The sequence below is a fragment of the candidate division KSB1 bacterium genome (assembly GCA_034506255.1).
Lineage (GTDB): Bacteria > Zhuqueibacterota > Zhuqueibacteria > Zhuqueibacterales > Zhuqueibacteraceae > Coneutiohabitans > Coneutiohabitans thermophilus.
This window is the reverse complement of sequence record JAPDPX010000002.1, coordinates 1-17939: the sequence shown is the minus strand read 5'-3', so window position 1 is coordinate 17939 and position 17939 is coordinate 1. Positions and strand designations below refer to the sequence as shown.

Below are 17939 nucleotides of genomic sequence, written 5' to 3'. Positions count from 1 at the left end.
CCCGAGAGGAGGCAGTAGATGCGACATGCCGGATTGATGGCGGTGGGGCTGGTCGCGGTGCTGGGTCTCACCGGCTTGCACGCCGGTGACCAGCCGGCCCTGAAAATTGATTATGAGAAGTACAAACTCCCCAACGGCCTGGAAGTCATTTTGCATGAGGACAAATCGGATCCCATCGTGGCGGTGGCCATTTTCTACCACGTCGGGTCCAACCGCGAGGAGAAGGGGCGCACCGGTTTCGCGCATTTGTTCGAACACATGCTGTTTCAGGAGTCGCAGCATGTCGGGCAGGACCAGTTCTTCAAAAAGATTCAGGGCGTGGGCGGCACCCTCAACGGTTTCACCACCCACGACTACACCGGCTATTTCGAGATCGTGCCGCGCAACCATTTGGAAATGTGCCTGTGGCTGGAGTCGGACCGCATGGGCTATCTGCTGCCCACGGTGACGGCCGCCGCCTTTGCCAATCAACAGGATGTGGTGCAGAATGAAAAGCGGCAGCGCGTTGACAACGTGCCTTACGGCCACACCAGCTATGTCATTCACAAATTGCTTTTCCCGGAAGATCATCCCTACAACTGGCAGGTCATTGGGTCGTTCGAGGATCTCAAAAATGCCACGCTGGAAGATGTGCGGAAATTCTTCCAGAAATGGTACGGCCCCAACAATGCCACGCTGGTCATCGCCGGCGATTTCGACCGGGCACAGACGCAAAGATGGGTGGCGAAATATTTCGGCGAGCTGCCTTCCCCGCCGCCGGTGGCCGATCCCCGGCCCATGCCGGTGAGCCTGGAAAAAACCAAACGCGCCTTTCACGAGGACAATTTTGCCCGCTCGCCGGAATTGACCATGACCTTCCCGACGGTGCCGCAATACCACAGGGATGCCTATGCCCTGGAGTTGCTGGCCGAGCTGCTGGCGAGCGGCAAGAAAGCGCCGCTTTATAAGGTGATCGTCGAGGAAAAGAAGCTCGCGCCCGCGGTCTCGGCCAATCAGCGCAGCATGGAAATTGCCGGCTACTTCCAATGCCGGGTGCGCACTTTTCCCGACAAAAATCTGACCGAGGTCGAAAAAGCCATTCACGAAGCCTTTGCGCGTTTCGAGCAGGAGAAATTCACCGCGCAGGATCTGGCGCGCATCAAGGCCAAAATCGAGACCGACTTTTACAACGGGATTGCGAGCATCCTGAGCAAGGCCTTTCAGCTCGCCACCTACAACGAACTGGCCGGCTCGCCGGATTTCCTCACGCAGGACATTCAAAACTCGCTGGCCGTCACGACGGAGGACATCTGGCGCGTCTACCACCAGTATCTCAAAAACAAACCCTATGTGCTGACCAGCTTCGTGCCGAAGGGCAAAGTGGAACTGGTGGCGGAAAACTCCGAACGTTTTCCGGTGGTGGAGGAGGCCATTACCGAAGCGAAACCCGCCACGCCGGAGGCAGCGGCCGCGGCGGTGCCCGCAGAAAAACTGCCTTCGAGTTTCGATCGCTCCGTGGAGCCGCCCGCCGGCCCCCCGCCGGCTCTCACGCTGCCGAAGATTTGGACACACACGTACAAGAACGGTCTGCGCCTTTATGGCATCGAGCACAAGGAATTGCCGCTCGTCGATTTTTCCCTCACCCTCAAAGGCGGCCTGCTGCTGGATGACCCCGGCCGGGTGGGTGTGGCCAATTTGATCACGGACCTCATGATGGAGGGCACCAAAAACAAAACGCCGCTGGAACTCCAGGAGGCCATCGAAGCGCTGGGCGCCACTATTCAGATGTACACCACGGACGAAACCATCGTCATTCAGGCGAACACGCTTGCCTCCAAGCTCGAGCAAACCTATGCGCTCTTCGAGGAGATGCTGCTGGAGCCGCGCTGGGATGAGAAGGAATTCGCCCGGCTCAAGCAGGAAACCCTCGAGACCATCAACCGCCGCAATGTCGATCCCGCCAGCGTGGCGGAAAAAGTGCACCGCAAGCTGATCTACGGCCCGCGCCACATTCTCTCCCACACCACGCTGGGCGAACCGGCGATGGTCGAACAGATCACCGTTGCGGATTTGAAGGCCTTCTACCAGCGCAACTATTCCCCCACGGTTGCGCATATCGCCGTGGTGGGCAACCTCTCCCGGGACAGGGCGATCAAACTGTTTGCCCCGCTGGAACAAAAATGGCCGGCGAAGGAGGTGAGATTCCCCGACTATCCCCTGCCGCCGGCGGTGGAGAAAGCGCGCTTGTACTTCGTGGACATGCCCAGCGCGAAGCAGTCGCAAATCCGCATCGGCTATCTGGCACTGCCTTTCACCCACCCGGACTATTATGCCGCCACCGTGATGAATTACAAGCTGGGCGGGAGTTTCAACGGCGTGTTGAATCTCATTCTGCGCGAGCAAAAAGGCTACACCTATGGCGCGCGCTCGGCATTCCTGGGCAGCCTGGTTCCCGGTCCGTTTGTCGCCTCCGCCGGCGTGCGCTCCAACGCCACACAGGAGTCGGTGCAAATCTTCAAAGATGAGATGGCGAAGTATCGCCAGGGCATCTCACAGGAGGATTTCGCCTTCACCAGGAACGCCCTGCTGAATGCCAATGCCCTGCGTTTCGAAACCCTGGGCGCGCTGCGCGGCATGCTCGATCAAATCGCGCTCTATGGCCTGCCCTTCGACTACATCAAGCAACGGGAAAAGATGCTGGCGGAGATGAGCCCGGCGCGGCACCAGGCGCTGGCGCGGCAATACATCGATCCCGAGCGCATGATTTATCTCGTCGTCGGCGATGCCGCCACGCAACTGGAGGGTCTCAAGCAGTTGGGCTTGGGCGATCCAATTTTGCTGGACAAAGACGGCAATCCTGTGAACTGAGAACAAGCACAAACAATACCGGGCAGGCGCGCGTGCAACGGAACCGCCGCGCCCGCCCGGCTCGAATAAACTGCCAAGAGCAACCTTGAACAAAATCTCTCTGCTGTTTTGGTGCGCGCTGCTGGCACCGTGGATGGCAGGGGCACAGCACCAGACGTCTTCGCCATACGCCGGCCAGCATCTGCGCAGCTTGAAAGCACTTTCGCCGGCGGAAATCCAGGGCTATCGGGAGGGGCACGGCATGGGTTTGGCCAAAGCTGCGGAGTTGAACCACTACCCCGGGCCGAAACACGTGCTGGAGCTGGCCCGGCAGCTCGGGCTTTCCGCCACGCAATTGGCACAGGCGCAGCGGGCATACGACCACATGCATGCGCGTGCCGTGCGGCTGGGCGCGATGATTCTCGCCAGCGACCAGGCGCTGGACAGCCTGTTCGCGACGCAAACGATCACCGCACAACAGTTGCACGCGCTGGTCACCGGGATCGCCACCTTGCAGGGGGAACTGCGGCTGGCCCATTTGCAGGCGCATGTGGAAATTAGGAAAATTCTCACTGCCGCGCAGGTGACGAAGTATGATGAGCTGCGGGGTTATGCCCCGGCCGTTCCTCCGCCACCCGCCCACCGCCACCAGGACTAACGCAGAGTGGTGGTGCGCAGAGCCTGCAACAATGCCTGCATGTCCGCCGGCAATTCACTTTGCAGAAAAATCCTTTCGCCGGTGACGGGGTGAACGAAGCCCAGGGTGTGTGCGTGCAGGGCCTGGCGGGGAAAATGCGCCAGCAACTCTGTGAGGAAACGCGTTTCCGCCTGCTTCAAGCCGCGGAGCTGGCTGGTGCGGCCGTGATAGGTGGGATCACCGAAAACCGGATGGCCGCGATGGCTGAGATGCACGCGAATCTGATGCGTGCGGCCGGTCTCCAGGCGCAGGCGCAGGAGGCTGTGGCGGGGAAAGCGCTCGATCACTGCATAATGAGTGACTGCCCACTTGCCGTGCTCCCTGCTGACCGTGACTTTGCGCCGGTCTTTGGTGCTGCGGGTCAGATAGCTCTCGATGCAGCCGCGCGCGGGGGAGGGCGTGCCCCACACCACCGCGAGATATTCGCGCTGCGTCGTCTTCTCCTTGAATTGTGCAGCCAGCGCCGCATGCGTGCGATCATCGCGCGCGACCACCAGCAGCCCGGAAGTGTCCTTGTCCAGCCGGTGCACGATGCCGGGCCGTTCACTCCCCCCCACTTTTGAAACTTCCTGAAAGTGATACAACACGGCATTGGCCAGGGTGCCGTCGGCATGGCCATAAGCCGGATGCACCACCAAGCCCGCCGGCTTGTCAATCACGATGAGATGGGCATCTTCGTAGACGATGCGCAGCGGGATGTTCTGCGGCACCAGCTCGGCCGGCGCTTTGGGCGGAATGTTGATTTGAATCACTTCCCCGGGTGCCACCGGATGGCTGGCTTTGACAGGCCGGCCGTTGACTGTGATCTCACCGGCGGCAATCAGTTGCTGCAACCGTGAGCGCGTCAGGTCGGCCACCTGGTTGGCGAGATATTTGTCCAGCCGCAGGCGGCGCTGATGCGGATCCACGGTGAGGATTTGAAAGCGGGGGGTGGACACGATGCGAACGCAGGTGCAGATTGGGGTTCAGCGTAGCCCTCAGGCGGAGGGCGGGCGCGCCTCCTGCCAGTTGTCGTGTTCCTCGCTGGGCGAAGGTTTGGTTTTGGGAAAGGAAGGGACCTCCGCGGGCGCGACCCCGGCTTTTTCTTTCTCGAAAAACACCAGGAGCACGAGCATCACCATGCCAATGGACACCGCGCTGTCCGCGAGGTTGAACACCGGCCAGCGCAGCGTGTCGAGGCCGACATCGATGAAATCGATGACCTGACCGTAGGCAAAACGGTCGATGAGATTGCCGATTGCACCGCCCAGAATCAGCGCAAGCGACAGCCGCGCGGGCAGCCGCTCGCGGCGAATGCGGTACAAATAGACCAGGATCACGAGCGTGGCCAGCGCGGAAAAAACCGTGAAGAAATACCGGCCCCCGAAGCGGATGCCGAAGGCCATGCCGGGATTCTCGATGTAGGTGAAGCGCAGCACGTCACCCAGCACGGGCATGCTCTCTTCCAGAAAGAAGCGGGATTTCACGATGAGCTTGGTGATTTGATCGAGCGCCACGATGACCGCCGAGATCAACAGCACGCCCATGCCTTGCAATATGTTCATGCCAGCCTTTGTTCGGTTGATGACCATCCTGTGCGGGGGCGGCAGCGGCCTGACGAACGCGGCGCGGCGCCCCCGGCCCTCAATCGAGAGAGACGCCGCTTTCCTCTTTCATTTTACAGCTTATGCACAACCGCGCATGCGGCACGGCCTCCAGCCGTTCCCGGGCAATCGGCTGGTTGCAATTGTGGCACAGGCCGTAGGTGCCATCTTCCACACGCTCGAGCGCTTGATCGATATGATAAAGCAGGCGGCCTTCCCGGGTGGCGAAGTAGTAGGCTTTCTCCCGTTCCATGTTGTCGGTGGCCTGATCCGCCATGTGAAAGGCATAGGAGGTGTTTTCTCCCGAGGCGTCCTTGATGGTGGTGGCGCCCTGCCCGTTCTTGAAATGATCCAGCTCTTTCAGCAACTCGCTGCGCCGCTCCAACAGCAGCCGCTTGAAATACTGCAGGTCTTGAGATTTCATGAACGCCCTCCTGCGGTTTGGACCTTCCCGGCCGTGTAAGGTGGCGGCCCCGGCACTGACACGGGAAGTTTGGATTGCTGATCACAGCAACCGAACAGCGACAACACATTGACCAGAAAATGTACCCTGCCGGTTTCCTCATTCCTGCGCCGGCAGCCGGCACGCTCAGCGGCGGGCAACGCTGAGCACAACCTGCTCCTCGCCCACACTCCAGGTTTCGACATGGGCGAGATGCTCGCCGGCAGCCGCCGGTTCCAGTTGTTCGGCCAGGGTCTCCTGCTTAATGTAATCCGCCATTTTCTGAATGGCCTGGTGCAGACGGGGTGAACCTTGGTAGCGGATATGAATGCGATCCACCACGTTGAAACCGGCCTGCTTTCGCATGTTTTGCACGCGATTGACAAAATCGCGCGCCAGACCTTCGGTGATCAATTCCTCGCTCAAAACGGTATCGAGCGCGACAGTCCAGCCGCCCGAACTGCCCACCACCAGTCCTTCGGATTGCTGCCGCACCAGGCGGACATCTTCCGGGGTCAGGGCAATTTTTTGCTGCTCCAGCTCGAGCTCGACGCGGCCGTGCGCTGCCAGGACGTCTAGTTGTGCGGGCGTCAGCGCGCGAATGGCCGCCGCGACCTGGTTGGCGAGCTTGCCAAACTTCGGGCCGAGCGATTTGAACACCGGTTCCGGCTTGACCGCGGTCAGCTCGTCTGCGCTGGCAACCACGACAACCGCCTTGACATTCAATTCATCCTGAATGAGCTGCGCGCCCGTGGTGAGCGCGGCACGCCTGGCGTCGTCATCGGCGACCACGAAAAGGCGGCGGAGCGGCTGCCGGATTTTGAGATTGCGCTCGGCGCGCAGCGCCCGGCCGGCATTCACCACCGCCCGCACGGCTTCCATCTGATTTTCCAGCTCGGGTTGGCGAAAATGAAACGCGGCGTCCGTGCTGGCGGGAAAATCGCAGAGATGCACGCTCTCGCGGCCCTCCCGCTGCGGCGCGAGCAGACGGCGATAGATGGCCTCGCTGAGGAAGGGCGCCAGCGGCGCGGCCAGCTTGCAAACGGTGAGCAACGCTTCGTAGAGCGTGGCAAACGCGGCGTGCTTGTCCTGCGCCATGCCGGATTTCCAAAAGCGGCGCCGGCAGCGGCGCACGTACCAGTTGGAAAGATCGTCAACCACAAAATCGGCGATGGCACGGCCGCCGCGCGTCACCTCGAAGGCGTTGAAATTCTCCCCCACCCGTGCCACCAGCCGGTTGAGGGTGGAAATCAACCAGCGGTCGATCTCGGGGCGCTCGCTTACCGGCGGCGGCGAGGGCGGATAAACATACTGGTCGAGGTTGGCATACATTGCGAAAAACACATAAGTGTTGAGCAGTGTGCCGAAGAACCGGCTGACCGTTTCCTCGACCCCCTTGACGTCGAAACGGGTGGTTTGCCACGGCGGATTCACGGTCATCAGATACCAGCGCACGGCATCGGCGCCGTGGCGGTTGATCACTTCGAAGGGATCGACGACGTTGCCGCGCGATTTCGACATCTTCTTGCCGTCCTTGTCGAGCACCATCTCGAGCACGACGCAGTTCTTGAAGCAGGGTTTGTCGAACAGCATCGCCGCGATGGCGAGCAGCGAGTAAAACCAGCCGCGCGTCTGGTCAATGGCCTCGCTGATGAAATCCGCGGGGAAATTGCGTGCGAAAAGCTCGCGGTTCTCGAAGGGGTAGTGCCACTGCGCCACCGGCATGGCGCCGCTGTCGAACCAGACATCGATCACCTCCGGCGTGCGGCGCATGAGTTTGCCGTTCTTGGGGTTGCGGAAGGTGATGTCATCGACATGGGGGCGGTGCAGATCGAGCCCGGAGAGATCGCGGCCGCTCAGCTCGGCGAGCTCCTGCACCGAGCCGACGCAGTGCGCCGCGCCGTCTTCATCCAGCCAGATCGGCAGCGGGGTTCCCCAGAAGCGGTCGCGTGACAGGGCCCAGTCGACATTGTTGGCCAGCCACTCGCCAAAGCGGCCCGCGCCCACCTCCGGTGGATACCATTTGATTTGCCGGTTCAATTCGACGAAGCGATCCTTGAAACGGGTGGTGCGGATGTACCACGATTCCCTGGCATAATAGATCAGCGGCGTGTCGTCGCGCCAGCAATGCGGATAGCTGTGGCGGTAGGTTTCAACCTTGTAGAGCCGGCCCTGCTGCTGCAGTGTCGCAATGATTTCGGGATCGGCGTCTTTGAAGAACCGGCCCTGCCAGGGCGTGACCTCGCTGGTGAAGCGGCCGCTCTTGTCGATCGGCTGGAAGAACGGCAAATCATACTGCACGCCGGCTTGATAATCGTCCTGGCCGAAGGCGGGGGCCAAATGCACGATGCCGCTGCCGTCGGTGGTGGTCACAAAATCGGCCAGCACGGTGTAATGCGAGCGTTTCGGGCTGTGCAGAAAGCGGAACAACGGCTGGTAGGCGATGCCGGCCAGCGCCCGGCCCGGCTGGCGTTCGAGAATCTCATACTCGCCGTCGAGCACTTCCAGGCGGGGCTCGGCGAGGATGAGCTGCTCGCCGCGATGCCGCACCTTGACATAAAAGACATGGGGATGCAGGGCGAGTGCGACGTTGGAAATCAGCGTCCACGGCGTCGTCGTCCACACCAGGAAGCAGGTCGCCGGGTCCTGTTGCAGGGGCATCTTCACGAACACCGAGGGATCATCGACGTCATCATAGCCCTGCGCCACTTCATGGCTGGAGAGCGGGGTCTCGCAGCGCGGGCAATAAGGCACAATCTTGTGGCCGCGATAAAGCAGATCGCGCTCCCACAACTGCTTGAGGAGCCACCACACACTCTCGATGTATTGGTTCTCGTAGGTGATGTAGGGATGTTCGAGATCGACCCAGTAGCCCATGCGCGTGGTCAGTTGATCCCACATTTGCTTGTAGGTCCACACGCTTTCCCGGCAGCGGGCGTTGAATTTGTCGATGCCGTAGGACAGGATCTGATCTTTTTTGGTGAATTTGAGTTGTTTTTCGACTTCGATCTCGACCGGCAGGCCGTGGGTGTCCCATCCGGCTTTGCGCTCGACGCGGTAACCCTGCATGGTCTTGAAGCGGCAGCCGAAATCCTTCATGGTGCGCGCAAGCACATGATGAATGCCGGGCCTGCCGTTGGCAGTGGGCGGGCCTTCATAGAAGACAAACGGCCGGTCGGCCGGACGGGAGCTGATGCTCTTGCGGAAGATGTCAGCCTGCTGCCAAAATTGCAGCACTTCTTCCTCAATCGCGGGCAGGTTGAGTTCCTGGGGAAAGGGTTTGTACATCCTGATTTGCCTTGTTGCTGAACGAACGTGAGGTATTCAATAAGGTGTTGCGCAGGCACGGGACGCCGGCGCGTTGGTGGTGGCGGCCGGCGCGGCTTCGTGTTCCCTACATCCGCTCGATGACTCGTTTCATGATCAACGTGAGCTTGGGTTCGGCGTCACCGGCAATTTTGATGATCTTGGCGATATCGACCGGCTCCAGGGCATCGGGCAGACAGGAATCAGTGATCACCGACAGGCCCAGCACTTTCATGCCGGAATGGACGGCGACGATGACTTCCGGCACCGTGCTCATCCCGACGACATCGGCGCCGATCAGGCGCAGGAAGCGGTATTCCGCGCGGGTTTCGAGATTGGGGCCGGAAAGCGCGACATACACGCCCTTTTGCACGCGGATGCCGGCTTCCAGGGCCACCTGCTCGGCCAGCGCAATCAGAGAGGCGGTGTAGGGCTCCGACATGTCAGGAAAGCGCGGGCCGAGGGCCTCCTCATTGGGGCCAATGAGGGGATTGTCACCCAGCAGGTTGATATGATCGGTCATGATCATGATGTCGCCGGGTGCGAAAAGCGGATTCATGCCGCCGCAGGCATTCGACACCACCAGGGTGTGGCAGCCCATCGCCTTCATCACGCGCACCGGGAAGGTGATTTGCTTCATGGAGTAGCCTTCATAGTAATGAAAGCGGCCCTGCATGGCCATCACCTGTTTGTTCCCGAGCGTGCCGAAGATCAGGCGGCCGGCGTGGCTTTCGACGGTCGCAACGGGGAAATGGGGCAAATCAGCGTAGGAGATGGTCGCCTCGGTTTTGATCTCCCGCGCCAGCGCGCCCAGACCGGTTCCCAAAATAATGCCGATTTCAGGCCGGGTCTTGCTGTGCTGGCGGATGACAGCGACCGCTTCATCGATCTGCTGTAATAAGGGGCTCATGGCGAGGCGATTTCCCTCCTCAAATCAAAATTGTGTGTCCGACTCGAGGTGCAGCCGGCGGCTCCCCGACCGGGCATGTGCTGGCGCGGGGTGGCGCCTGCCCGCTGCGGGAGTGGCCGGCGGAAAGTTTAAGGTTGGTCTTTCTTTTTTTGTTTATCACGAATTTGTTCGAGCAACTGCTGGCGTTCACTTTCCTGGCGTTTGCGCTCTTCTTCGATGCGTTTGCGTTCCGCGGCGAGTTTTTCCTGGCGCTCATGCTCGTTTTTGATCTTTGCGTTCAGCTCCTGCTGGCGGGCATCCTTCACCGCCTCCACTGCCAGATTGAAATCACGCACTTTGCCATTGTGGGAAAAAATCAGTGTTCCCAACACCGTGCCGGCGCCGGTGATCGACCACAGGGCCACGCGATTGTCGCTGTCAACTCCGCGCTCGATCATTGCGCCGGTGAAAAAGCTCGCGCCAAAACTCAAGGCACCGCCCCCCAGGGTGTAAAGCCAAAAATTGTTGTTCTTCTTTTTGGCCTCAACTTCGCTGCGTTTGATCGGCTGGCCGGCATCATCCTGCAATGCCAGGCGCGCGGCGCAACCGGAAAAAAGCAGAGAGCCGATGCAAAGACACACCGCTCCCCACTGCCAATGGATCCTCGATTTCGACATGGTGCAGTCCTTGTGTTGTAGAGTCAATGATGAAAAATCTGGCGGGGCATACACTGCCAGATTCATGCCCAGATGGTGTCAAGCGGTAGTCGAAAGGTGCAGCGGGTGGTCAGGTGATGAAATCTGAAATGCGGGTCTCCTTCTTGTCAATGGTGGTGCGGGTCGCGGCCGCGGCGGCTTCACTTACCGGCCGGAATTCCCTGGCCGGACCTGCCACGGGCCGCACCGGCGCACGGCGCGGCGCCTCCGGAGCGGCAGAGGGAGCGGCGGCCGGGCTGGTTTTGACCGACGCATTCTCGGCGGCCGGACGGGTGCTCCCCGATGGTGCATCAATTTCGCCGAAACCCAAATCATCCAACTCGAGCACCCCGATCAATTCAAGCTGGCTTTCCAGGAGATGGCGCAACCGCCGTGCAAACGAACTTTTTTGCGCCTTTACCACCATCAGTTCATTCTTCAATTCCGCCAGCCTGACTTTGGCATCCCGAATGATCTTTTCCGCCTCCAATTCGGCATCGCGGATGATCATCTCGGCTTCGCGCCGGGAATTCTCCAGCGATTGCAGTGCCGTCTCCTGCGTGTTTTTCAGCGCATGCTTCAGGGTCTGTTCGACATCCTGATAGTCCTGCAACTGCGTGCGCAGCCGGATGATTTCGTCGGACTGACGGTTGCGCTCGTGCAACAGACTCTCCAGCTCCTCAGCCACCATCTCGAGAAAGGTGTTGACCTCGTCGCGATCATAGCCGCGCACGGCGCGCTTGAACTGTTGTTTTTTTATGTCGAGCGGTGTGAGTCGCACGTTCCTTCTCCCGTGTTGGGTGGAATTCTTTAGTACGTCCGCACGGCTGCGTTTGCGCACCGCCGGCGGCGACTTTTTCGCTGCCGGCCGGCTGCCGCGGGACTAGCGGCGTTCCCCGAAAAGGGCGCGGCCGATGCGCACCATGGTTGCGCCTTCCGCGATTGCCAGCTCGAAATCATCCGTCATGCCCATCGAGAGATGATGTAAATTGGTGTTGGGCAGGTGCAGCGCGGCAAGCTCCTGCAACAGCACGCGCAGCGTTTGAAAGCAGCGGCGGATGATCCCGCTGTCGGTGGTCAGTGCGCCGATGGTCATCAAGCCGGTCAAATGCAAATTGGGAAACGCCGCAATCTCAGCCGCCAGCTTCGCCGCCTCGGCCGGCGCCACTCCGAATTTGGTCGCCTCCGCCGAAGTATTCACCTGCAGCAGCACCTCCAGCCGGCGCGGCACCTTCTCGGCGTGGCGCTGCAACGCCTCCGCCACCCGCACGCTATCGACCGATTGAATCACGTCGAACAAGGCCACGGCCTCTTTGGCCTTGTTGGTTTGCAAATGGCCGACGAGGTGCCATTGCGCCTGCAGCCCGGCGGCACGAGCCGCACTGATTTTGCGTGCCGCCTCCTGCACCCGATTCTCACCAAAGTGCCGCAGGCCGCTTTGACTCGCCGCCAGGATGTCTTCAAAGGCAACCGTTTTGGTGACGCCAATCAGGGTTATCTCTGCCGGATCACGACCGGCGGTCTGGCAGGCGTCGGCGATCCTCTGCTGGACCGCGGCAAGTTGCTGAGCGAATGCCATAATTGAGCGAAAAATATAACCGCAACATCCCTAAAATGCAATGAATTCTTTGGCACCAGCAGCGGACACCTCAGGCTCCCACGCCCGCCGGATCATCCTCCGTCAAACAATTGACGCCGGCACGGGACTCAGTCCACCGGCCGGGCCAGCACCACCGTGGTTTTTGCCGAAAGCAACCTGCCTGAATTCCCGTGCACGGCTTGCAGGAACACCAAATAAACGCCCGAGCGCAGCAGCCGGCCATTCTCATCCCGGCCATCCCACACCACCTGAAAATTCGAACCGACCGGCCGGTTGTTCAACAACCACCGCACCAGACGGCCGCGCAGATCATAAATCTTGACATGAACACTGGCGGTTGCCACCGGCAGGTTCAACTGGCAGATGGCAAAATCAGCGATGCCGTCATCATCGGGAGAGAAGGGATTGGGGGAAATGCTCAATGTGGCCGCGCTCGGCAGAATCGCGGTGAAAACCGAATTTTGTCGCCCCGGCGTTGCACCGGCGGCTGCGACACAGGTGCTCCAATTGCTGCTGTCCTGTGCCGGCAGCCTCGGATTGATGCGTTCCAGCGAGAATCCCGCGGCTCCGCCCCAGGTGCTGCGGAAGGCCACACTGTCCTGCCAGCCGCCGTTAAAATCCCACACGCTCAGCCGTTCGCGATCGTTGTTCAAGGTCAACCAGCGGCTGGGAACCACATGCACAGCCGTGTTCCCGGGGTTGGGCAGAGTGCCTGCCGCCGCGACCACCGCAAAGCCGCCGGCCAGCAGAATCAAAGTGCTGTCCGGCAGGCTGGCGGTTTCCTCCGCGTCCGCGTCGCGCCAGCGCCACCGGCGGAGATTGACCGGCGCGTTGCTGAGATTGAACAGCTCGAACCATTCGACTTCGCCGCTGCGCGGGGCGTAATAAATTTCATTGATCACCAGCGTGTGCGCGGCATATCCCACCGGCACTTCTGCCATGGTGCGGTTGTTGTCCATCACCAAATCACGCGGCTCACGCGCCTCCGCCATCACCCGGTTGATTCCGGAGGGCGGCTGCGGCCAGTCGAGACCGACCATGATCGTTTGTTCGGCAGCCAGTGCTTGCGAAACGGTGACGGCGCCCAATTCTTCCAGCAGCGTCGCATCCTGCGTGCCGACGGGGTCATGGAAAAAGTGCACCGTGAAATTTTCCAGCGCGCGGCGGCCGCGGTTAAAGACGCCCGCCGTCAGCCGCACCGGCTCGCCGGCGCGCGGACGGGCTGGCAAAAAACTCAGAAGCTCGAGTTGTAAATCGTATTCCCGCGGGCTGACGCTGTTGAAATCCGCCGGGGTTGCACCCCGTGCACCGCGACTCGGCAGCCAGTTGCGCCGGCTGTTGTCGCGTTCATACCAGATCTTTTCGATCGACTTGCCGGCCTCGCCCCAATCACCTTCATAAAAGACGGAGTCGATCACCGCGCCGCTGAAATCGCGCAGCACGATCAGATCGCCGGCATTGTTCAACAGCGGAAATGCCGGTGTGAGCAACACGGCATGTTCGGGGAGATGATAAAGCGCGGCCAACCCCCGGGAGGCGGTGAGCACGCGCAAGCTGCGCGCCGGGATGGAGTAGTTTTCAACGACTGCCGCCCGGCTGCCCGCTTCATCGACCGCCCACCAGTCCTGCAACGGCACATCGTGACTCTGCGGATTGTACAGCTCGAGCCATTCCGGCCGGCCGCCGGCGGGCGCAAACATGATCTCGTTGATCACGATGGTCTGCCGCGGCCAGCCAATGGCCACCGGCAGATCGAGGGCATCATTGCGAGCATTGCTGTCGTCCGCCAAGCTCAACCGCGCCTGCAAAATATATTCTCCCGCCGGCAGAGGCACTGTCATCAGCGCAACCTCGGTTTCCTCGCCGCGACCGAGACTCTGCCCGAAAGTCGCCTCTCCCGGGGAGACCGGTGCGAAATATTCCGGTCGCGCCGGCATGAGATGCAGTGTGATCTTGAACGTCGCGATGGCAGCGAGGCCGTGATTGCGCACCCGCAACCGCACTCTGGCCGCCGTCCCCGCGCGCAGCGCCGCCGGCTCGATCTGCAGGCTGCCCGGCACCAGGCCGGCATCGTGCAGGCCGGGCATCACGGAGTTGCGGGCGCCCGGCGTGCCATCGGCCGACAAAGCATCCGCCCAGTTCGCCGGACCGTCATCGTCGGTCAGCTCGATCTTCTCATCCGATATGCCGTCAGGGTTGCCGGGCGAGTAGAGATATTGCGCCACCGTGTCGCCTGCGGCATTCAGCAAGATCACCGTCTCCGCCGTGCTGTTGGAAAAGCCGCCGCTGCCAAAGGCATTGTCGCTGATCGTCACCACCAGCGCCTCCGCCGGGATGAGAGTTTGATATTGCGTCGAAGAGCTGAAATAGGTGGGATCCAGAATGACGGCGAATTGCTGCGGCCGCAACACCAAGCCCGCCCGCCAGGCCACGATGTTATCGACAGCCGCCTGGTCGCCAATGCGCCAGCCCGCCAGGCTGACCGAATCGGTCACACTCGCGTTGAACAACTCGACAAACTCGTTGTGGTTTTCATTGCCGCGGGGATTGAACATCACTTCGGAGAGAATGACCTGGGCCCCGGCTCTGGCGGCCAACAGCCCCAGCACCAACAGCGCGCGCTTCATACCCACCCCCGACTTGATTCAACAGCAAGCTCCCAACATGAATCAACCGCAACTCAAGGGAAATCGCCAAAGGATAGAAACAACCCGGCGGATGAAAAAGCCATTTATCAGTTGAGTTGTGTCAATCCGCTGGAGGAGATTATTGCAATTGGAACAACGATTTCACTCCAAAGAGACAAACCTGCCGCAGAGTTTCCTGGCCATGGCGAAAACACGCCCGTTGTTTCCAAGTTGAAACGCTGCAGCAAAACACTTCAGCAGCGCGGCGCTATTCCACGATCTCTGCGTTCACGCCCAACTTTACCTGCGCGGCATCCATCACACAGCGAAATCCCAGCCAGGCCGTGCCGTTCTGAATCTGCGCTTCACTGCGCGGCGACCAGCGCACGGTGGTGCGCACGCCATAGCGATCATTGTTGAAGCAGCCCCCGCGCATCACCGGCCCGCTGCGCCGGCCGTCCGACCACTGGCCCTCGCACATTTCCCACACATTGCCCGCCATGTCGAACAACCCGAAGGGGCTCACGCCTTTGTAGCTGCCCACCGCCGCAATGGTGCCCAATCCGATTTCTTCGGAGTTGCAGTTGCCCACCCCGAACTGATTGCCCCATGGCCAGCGGCGGCCGTCCGTGCCGCGCGCCGCCTTCTCCCACTCCCACTCCGTCGGCAGACGCTTGCCCGCCCACGCCGCATAAGCACGGGCATCTTCCCAGCCGATGCCCACCACCGGATAGCGCGGCTGCCGCAGCAGCCGGTCATTCCAAAATGCAGGCTGGCGATGCCCGGTGGCCTGCAGGAATTTGGCATACTGCGCGTTGGTGACTTCGTGAATGTCGATGTAGAAATCGCCGGTGCGCGCCTGTTGCCGTGCCGTCGCCTGGGTCTCAGTCTTGAAAAAAGCGCGCTGTTTGGCGGCGGGCAAATTCTCCACCTCGGCCGGCGAGCTGCCGTAGATGAAAGGCCCCGCGCTCACCAGCCGCATTTCGACACTGTCCACTTTGGCGAGGATGGCGGCGGGATAAGTCTGCGGCGCCGGCTGCACCCTGCGCGGGTTCGATTTTTCCCCGCCGGCCAGCCACAACCAGCCGGTAAGCAGCACAACCGGGAGCATGAGCAATCTCATGGCGCGCTCCTAATTCACTCTTCTCAGTTGCATCTTGACATGCTGCAGGGCGATGCGCAGTTCCTTCAAATCCTTCAGGCTGTCGCCCTGTTGCGCGACAATGCGAAAGCGGTCGGTCTCACTCAGGATGGGAATTTCCTGAAAGTAAAAGGCATACTCGGTGGGATCGGCCTCCTCCTGGCGCAGCAACTGCAGCGAATCCGCGCTTTCGCGGCGAAAGAGCCGCACCAGCACCGGCGCATTGGGACTGGGTACGCCGTCATCCGCGGTGCTGACGGTGCCGGTGATGTTGAGCGTCAGCGGCATCACACCGCCGGCGGGCCGGAACAGTTCCGGCTTCCATACCATCACGGCCACCGGTGCGAGCGTTTGCAGAATGCCGAGCGCCAGCAGCATCACCAAAGTGTTGGCTTCCAGCTCCAGCTTGCCGAACAGGCTCAGCTTCTGCCGGCCCGCGGTATCCTCGATCTTCTTGCCGAGAAAAATGGAAAGGATCACCGCGAAGCTGATGAGAATGCCGGCCGCGGTGATGAGGATCAGCAACACTTGCACGTTCATGATTTTTCCTGCCTGGGATTGGGCGTGAGTGGCATGCGCGCAGAGAATATGCCTCATTTGCCGGTGGCGTGCAAGGGAAAAGTGTTGAGGTAGCGACGCAGCCGGGCCGGCCCCGCGGCGCATCAAATCAGCGGCGGGGCATCACCACGTCTCTGCAACGCCTCAACGCCGGTATGAGGATTCGCGGATAGCCGCGCCTTCGTCGCTGCCGGCCCCAATTGCATTCTTGTCGAATTCGAGTCATTCCGCAATGGTTTCAACAGCATTGTGGTTTAAATTCAACGGTTTGCGCTTCACCTGCGCCGCTCCGCTGCGCTGCGCGGCGTCAGGTGCGAGTGCGTGTTGGGCGGCATTCTTTCAGGAATTAATCATCTTCAAAGAAAAAGAGCCCGTTTCCATCCATATCAAGCGCGACAAACTCTTTCCTGCCCCAAGACTTTTCTTCTAAAGTCCCGTTTGGATGGATAACCCCTGCTTGCTGATACTCCTTATACAACGCTGCAATATTGTCTACTGCTATTCTGCAAGCAGGAAATGGCTTCAGAAATTTCTAATGCGCACTCATAACCGACTAATTGAGCGCCGATGGTACGTGGGATACCATTTGCTTTTTGGGCTGAAGGCTCATAGCCGCACTGTCGAGCCCGGTCCTTTATGTGTTGAAAACCGTCCCGAATTTGTTCGCTATAACTACCAGTCGTTTGTTCTTGATAATAGAAGTCATGACCAGGAATTTGGCGTTTAAGGAGCCGCCATGATCATTGAGAAAGCGGGATGGCAGCGGATCAAACCATCAGGCGCTGCCTACTTGCCCTTTTTGTTGCAAGGGGATGATCTGTACGAGTGCGCGAAATTCCTCATCTTGCGGCAACGGATGGATATCTGCGTCCTCGAGTTCACCTTGCCGAATCTTTTCTCCGCCGATGGTGATTGCTTGTGTGAGTAGCTCGCGGGCGTGCTCTTTTTCGCCCAGGAGGAATTGGATATACCCGTAGTTGCCAAGGGCAACCGGTTCCTGCGGGCGGCGTTCGAGCGATGCCACGATCTTTTCTTGTGCGAGCAGCAAGTGCTGTTTGGCTTTCCCGGCTTCACCATTGGCCCAAATCTGTTTGGCTTCACAGAGCAGTTTGAAACCGATACCATTCAGTGCCATTGCCACTTGCTCGCGCAGCGGCAGTTCCGTGGCCTCGCCAAAGCGGCGCAACACTTCGTCATAAGCCGCAAGCTCTTCTTCGCTGCGTTTGAGTTGGCCGAGTCTGTAGCCTTTATTCACCAACGCCGTTGCCACTTGCTCGCGCAGCGGCAGTTCCGTGGCCTCGCCAAAGCGGCGCAACACCTCGTCATAAGCCGCAAGCGCTTCTTCGCTGCGTTTGAGTTGGCCAAGCGTGATGCCTTTATTCCTCAACGCCTTTGCCACTCGCTCGCGCAGCGGCAGTTCCGTGGCCTCGCCAAAGCGGCGCAACACTTCGTCATAAGCCGCAAGCTCTTCTTCGCTGCGATTGAGTTGGCCGAGTCTGTAGCCTTTATTCACCAACGCCCTTGCCACTTGCTCGCGCAGCGGCAGTTCCGTGGCCTCGCCAAAGCGGCGCAACA

The 17939-nt window shown here is 60.3% G+C and carries 14 protein-coding genes; 2 read left to right on the top strand and 12 right to left on the bottom strand.

The window, feature by feature from the left end; translation table 11 throughout:
• Positions 1–18 precede the first annotated feature (18 nt).
• The gene (locus ONB52_03735) at positions 19–2847 is read left to right on the top strand and encodes an insulinase family protein (GenBank protein ID MDZ7415254.1); all 2829 of its coding nucleotides are present in this window, start codon (positions 19–21) and stop codon (positions 2845–2847) included.
• An 85-nt stretch (positions 2848–2932) separates the two neighbouring features.
• On the top strand, positions 2933–3484 hold the full coding sequence (locus tag ONB52_03730) for a hypothetical protein (GenBank protein MDZ7415253.1): 552 nt from the start codon (positions 2933–2935) through the stop codon (positions 3482–3484).
• Here the strand turns inward: ONB52_03730 and ONB52_03725 are convergent.
• From ONB52_03725 to ONB52_03670, 12 genes are all read right to left on the bottom strand, one after another.
• Positions 3481–4461: an RluA family pseudouridine synthase gene (locus ONB52_03725; GenBank protein MDZ7415252.1), complete on the bottom strand. Its 981-nt coding sequence runs from the start codon at positions 4459–4461 to the stop codon at positions 3481–3483. The two genes, ONB52_03730 and ONB52_03725, sit on opposite strands and share 4 nt — an antisense overlap.
• 39 nt (positions 4462–4500) lie before the next feature.
• Positions 4501–5067, bottom strand: coding sequence for a signal peptidase II (gene lspA / locus ONB52_03720; protein ID MDZ7415251.1), 567 nt, complete (start codon positions 5065–5067; stop codon positions 4501–4503).
• Between the two features lie 79 nt (positions 5068–5146).
• Positions 5147–5530: a TraR/DksA C4-type zinc finger protein gene (locus ONB52_03715; protein MDZ7415250.1), complete on the bottom strand. Its 384-nt coding sequence runs from the start codon at positions 5528–5530 to the stop codon at positions 5147–5149.
• Between the two features lie 165 nt (positions 5531–5695).
• Entirely contained in the window at positions 5696–8836 is a 3141-nt protein-coding gene (gene ileS, locus ONB52_03710) for an isoleucine--tRNA ligase (GenBank protein MDZ7415249.1), read from the bottom strand.
• Positions 8837–8942: 106 nt separating this feature from the next.
• On the bottom strand, positions 8943–9764 hold the full coding sequence (locus tag ONB52_03705) for a purine-nucleoside phosphorylase (protein MDZ7415248.1): 822 nt from the start codon (positions 9762–9764) through the stop codon (positions 8943–8945).
• A 128-nt stretch (positions 9765–9892) separates the two neighbouring features.
• A complete protein-coding gene (locus ONB52_03700; GenBank protein MDZ7415247.1) occupies positions 9893–10420 on the bottom strand; it encodes a hypothetical protein in 528 nt (175 codons plus the stop codon).
• A gap of 109 nt (positions 10421–10529) precedes the next feature.
• Positions 10530–11219: a DivIVA domain-containing protein gene (locus ONB52_03695; GenBank protein MDZ7415246.1), complete on the bottom strand. Its 690-nt coding sequence runs from the start codon at positions 11217–11219 to the stop codon at positions 10530–10532.
• A gap of 102 nt (positions 11220–11321) precedes the next feature.
• The gene (locus ONB52_03690; GenBank protein ID MDZ7415245.1) at positions 11322–12017 is read right to left on the bottom strand and encodes a YggS family pyridoxal phosphate-dependent enzyme; all 696 of its coding nucleotides are present in this window, start codon (positions 12015–12017) and stop codon (positions 11322–11324) included.
• A 128-nt stretch (positions 12018–12145) separates the two neighbouring features.
• Positions 12146–14665: a lamin tail domain-containing protein gene (locus ONB52_03685; protein ID MDZ7415244.1), complete on the bottom strand. Its 2520-nt coding sequence runs from the start codon at positions 14663–14665 to the stop codon at positions 12146–12148.
• Between the two features lie 268 nt (positions 14666–14933).
• A complete protein-coding gene (locus ONB52_03680) occupies positions 14934–15788 on the bottom strand; it encodes a formylglycine-generating enzyme family protein (GenBank protein MDZ7415243.1) in 855 nt (284 codons plus the stop codon).
• A 9-nt stretch (positions 15789–15797) separates the two neighbouring features.
• Entirely contained in the window at positions 15798–16346 is a 549-nt protein-coding gene (locus tag ONB52_03675) for a hypothetical protein (GenBank protein ID MDZ7415242.1), read from the bottom strand.
• Between the two features lie 793 nt (positions 16347–17139).
• Positions 17140–17877 (bottom strand): hypothetical protein, encoded by a 738-nt coding sequence (locus ONB52_03670; protein MDZ7415241.1) that lies wholly within the window; start codon positions 17875–17877, stop codon positions 17140–17142.
• Positions 17878–17939: the final 62 nt, after the last annotated feature.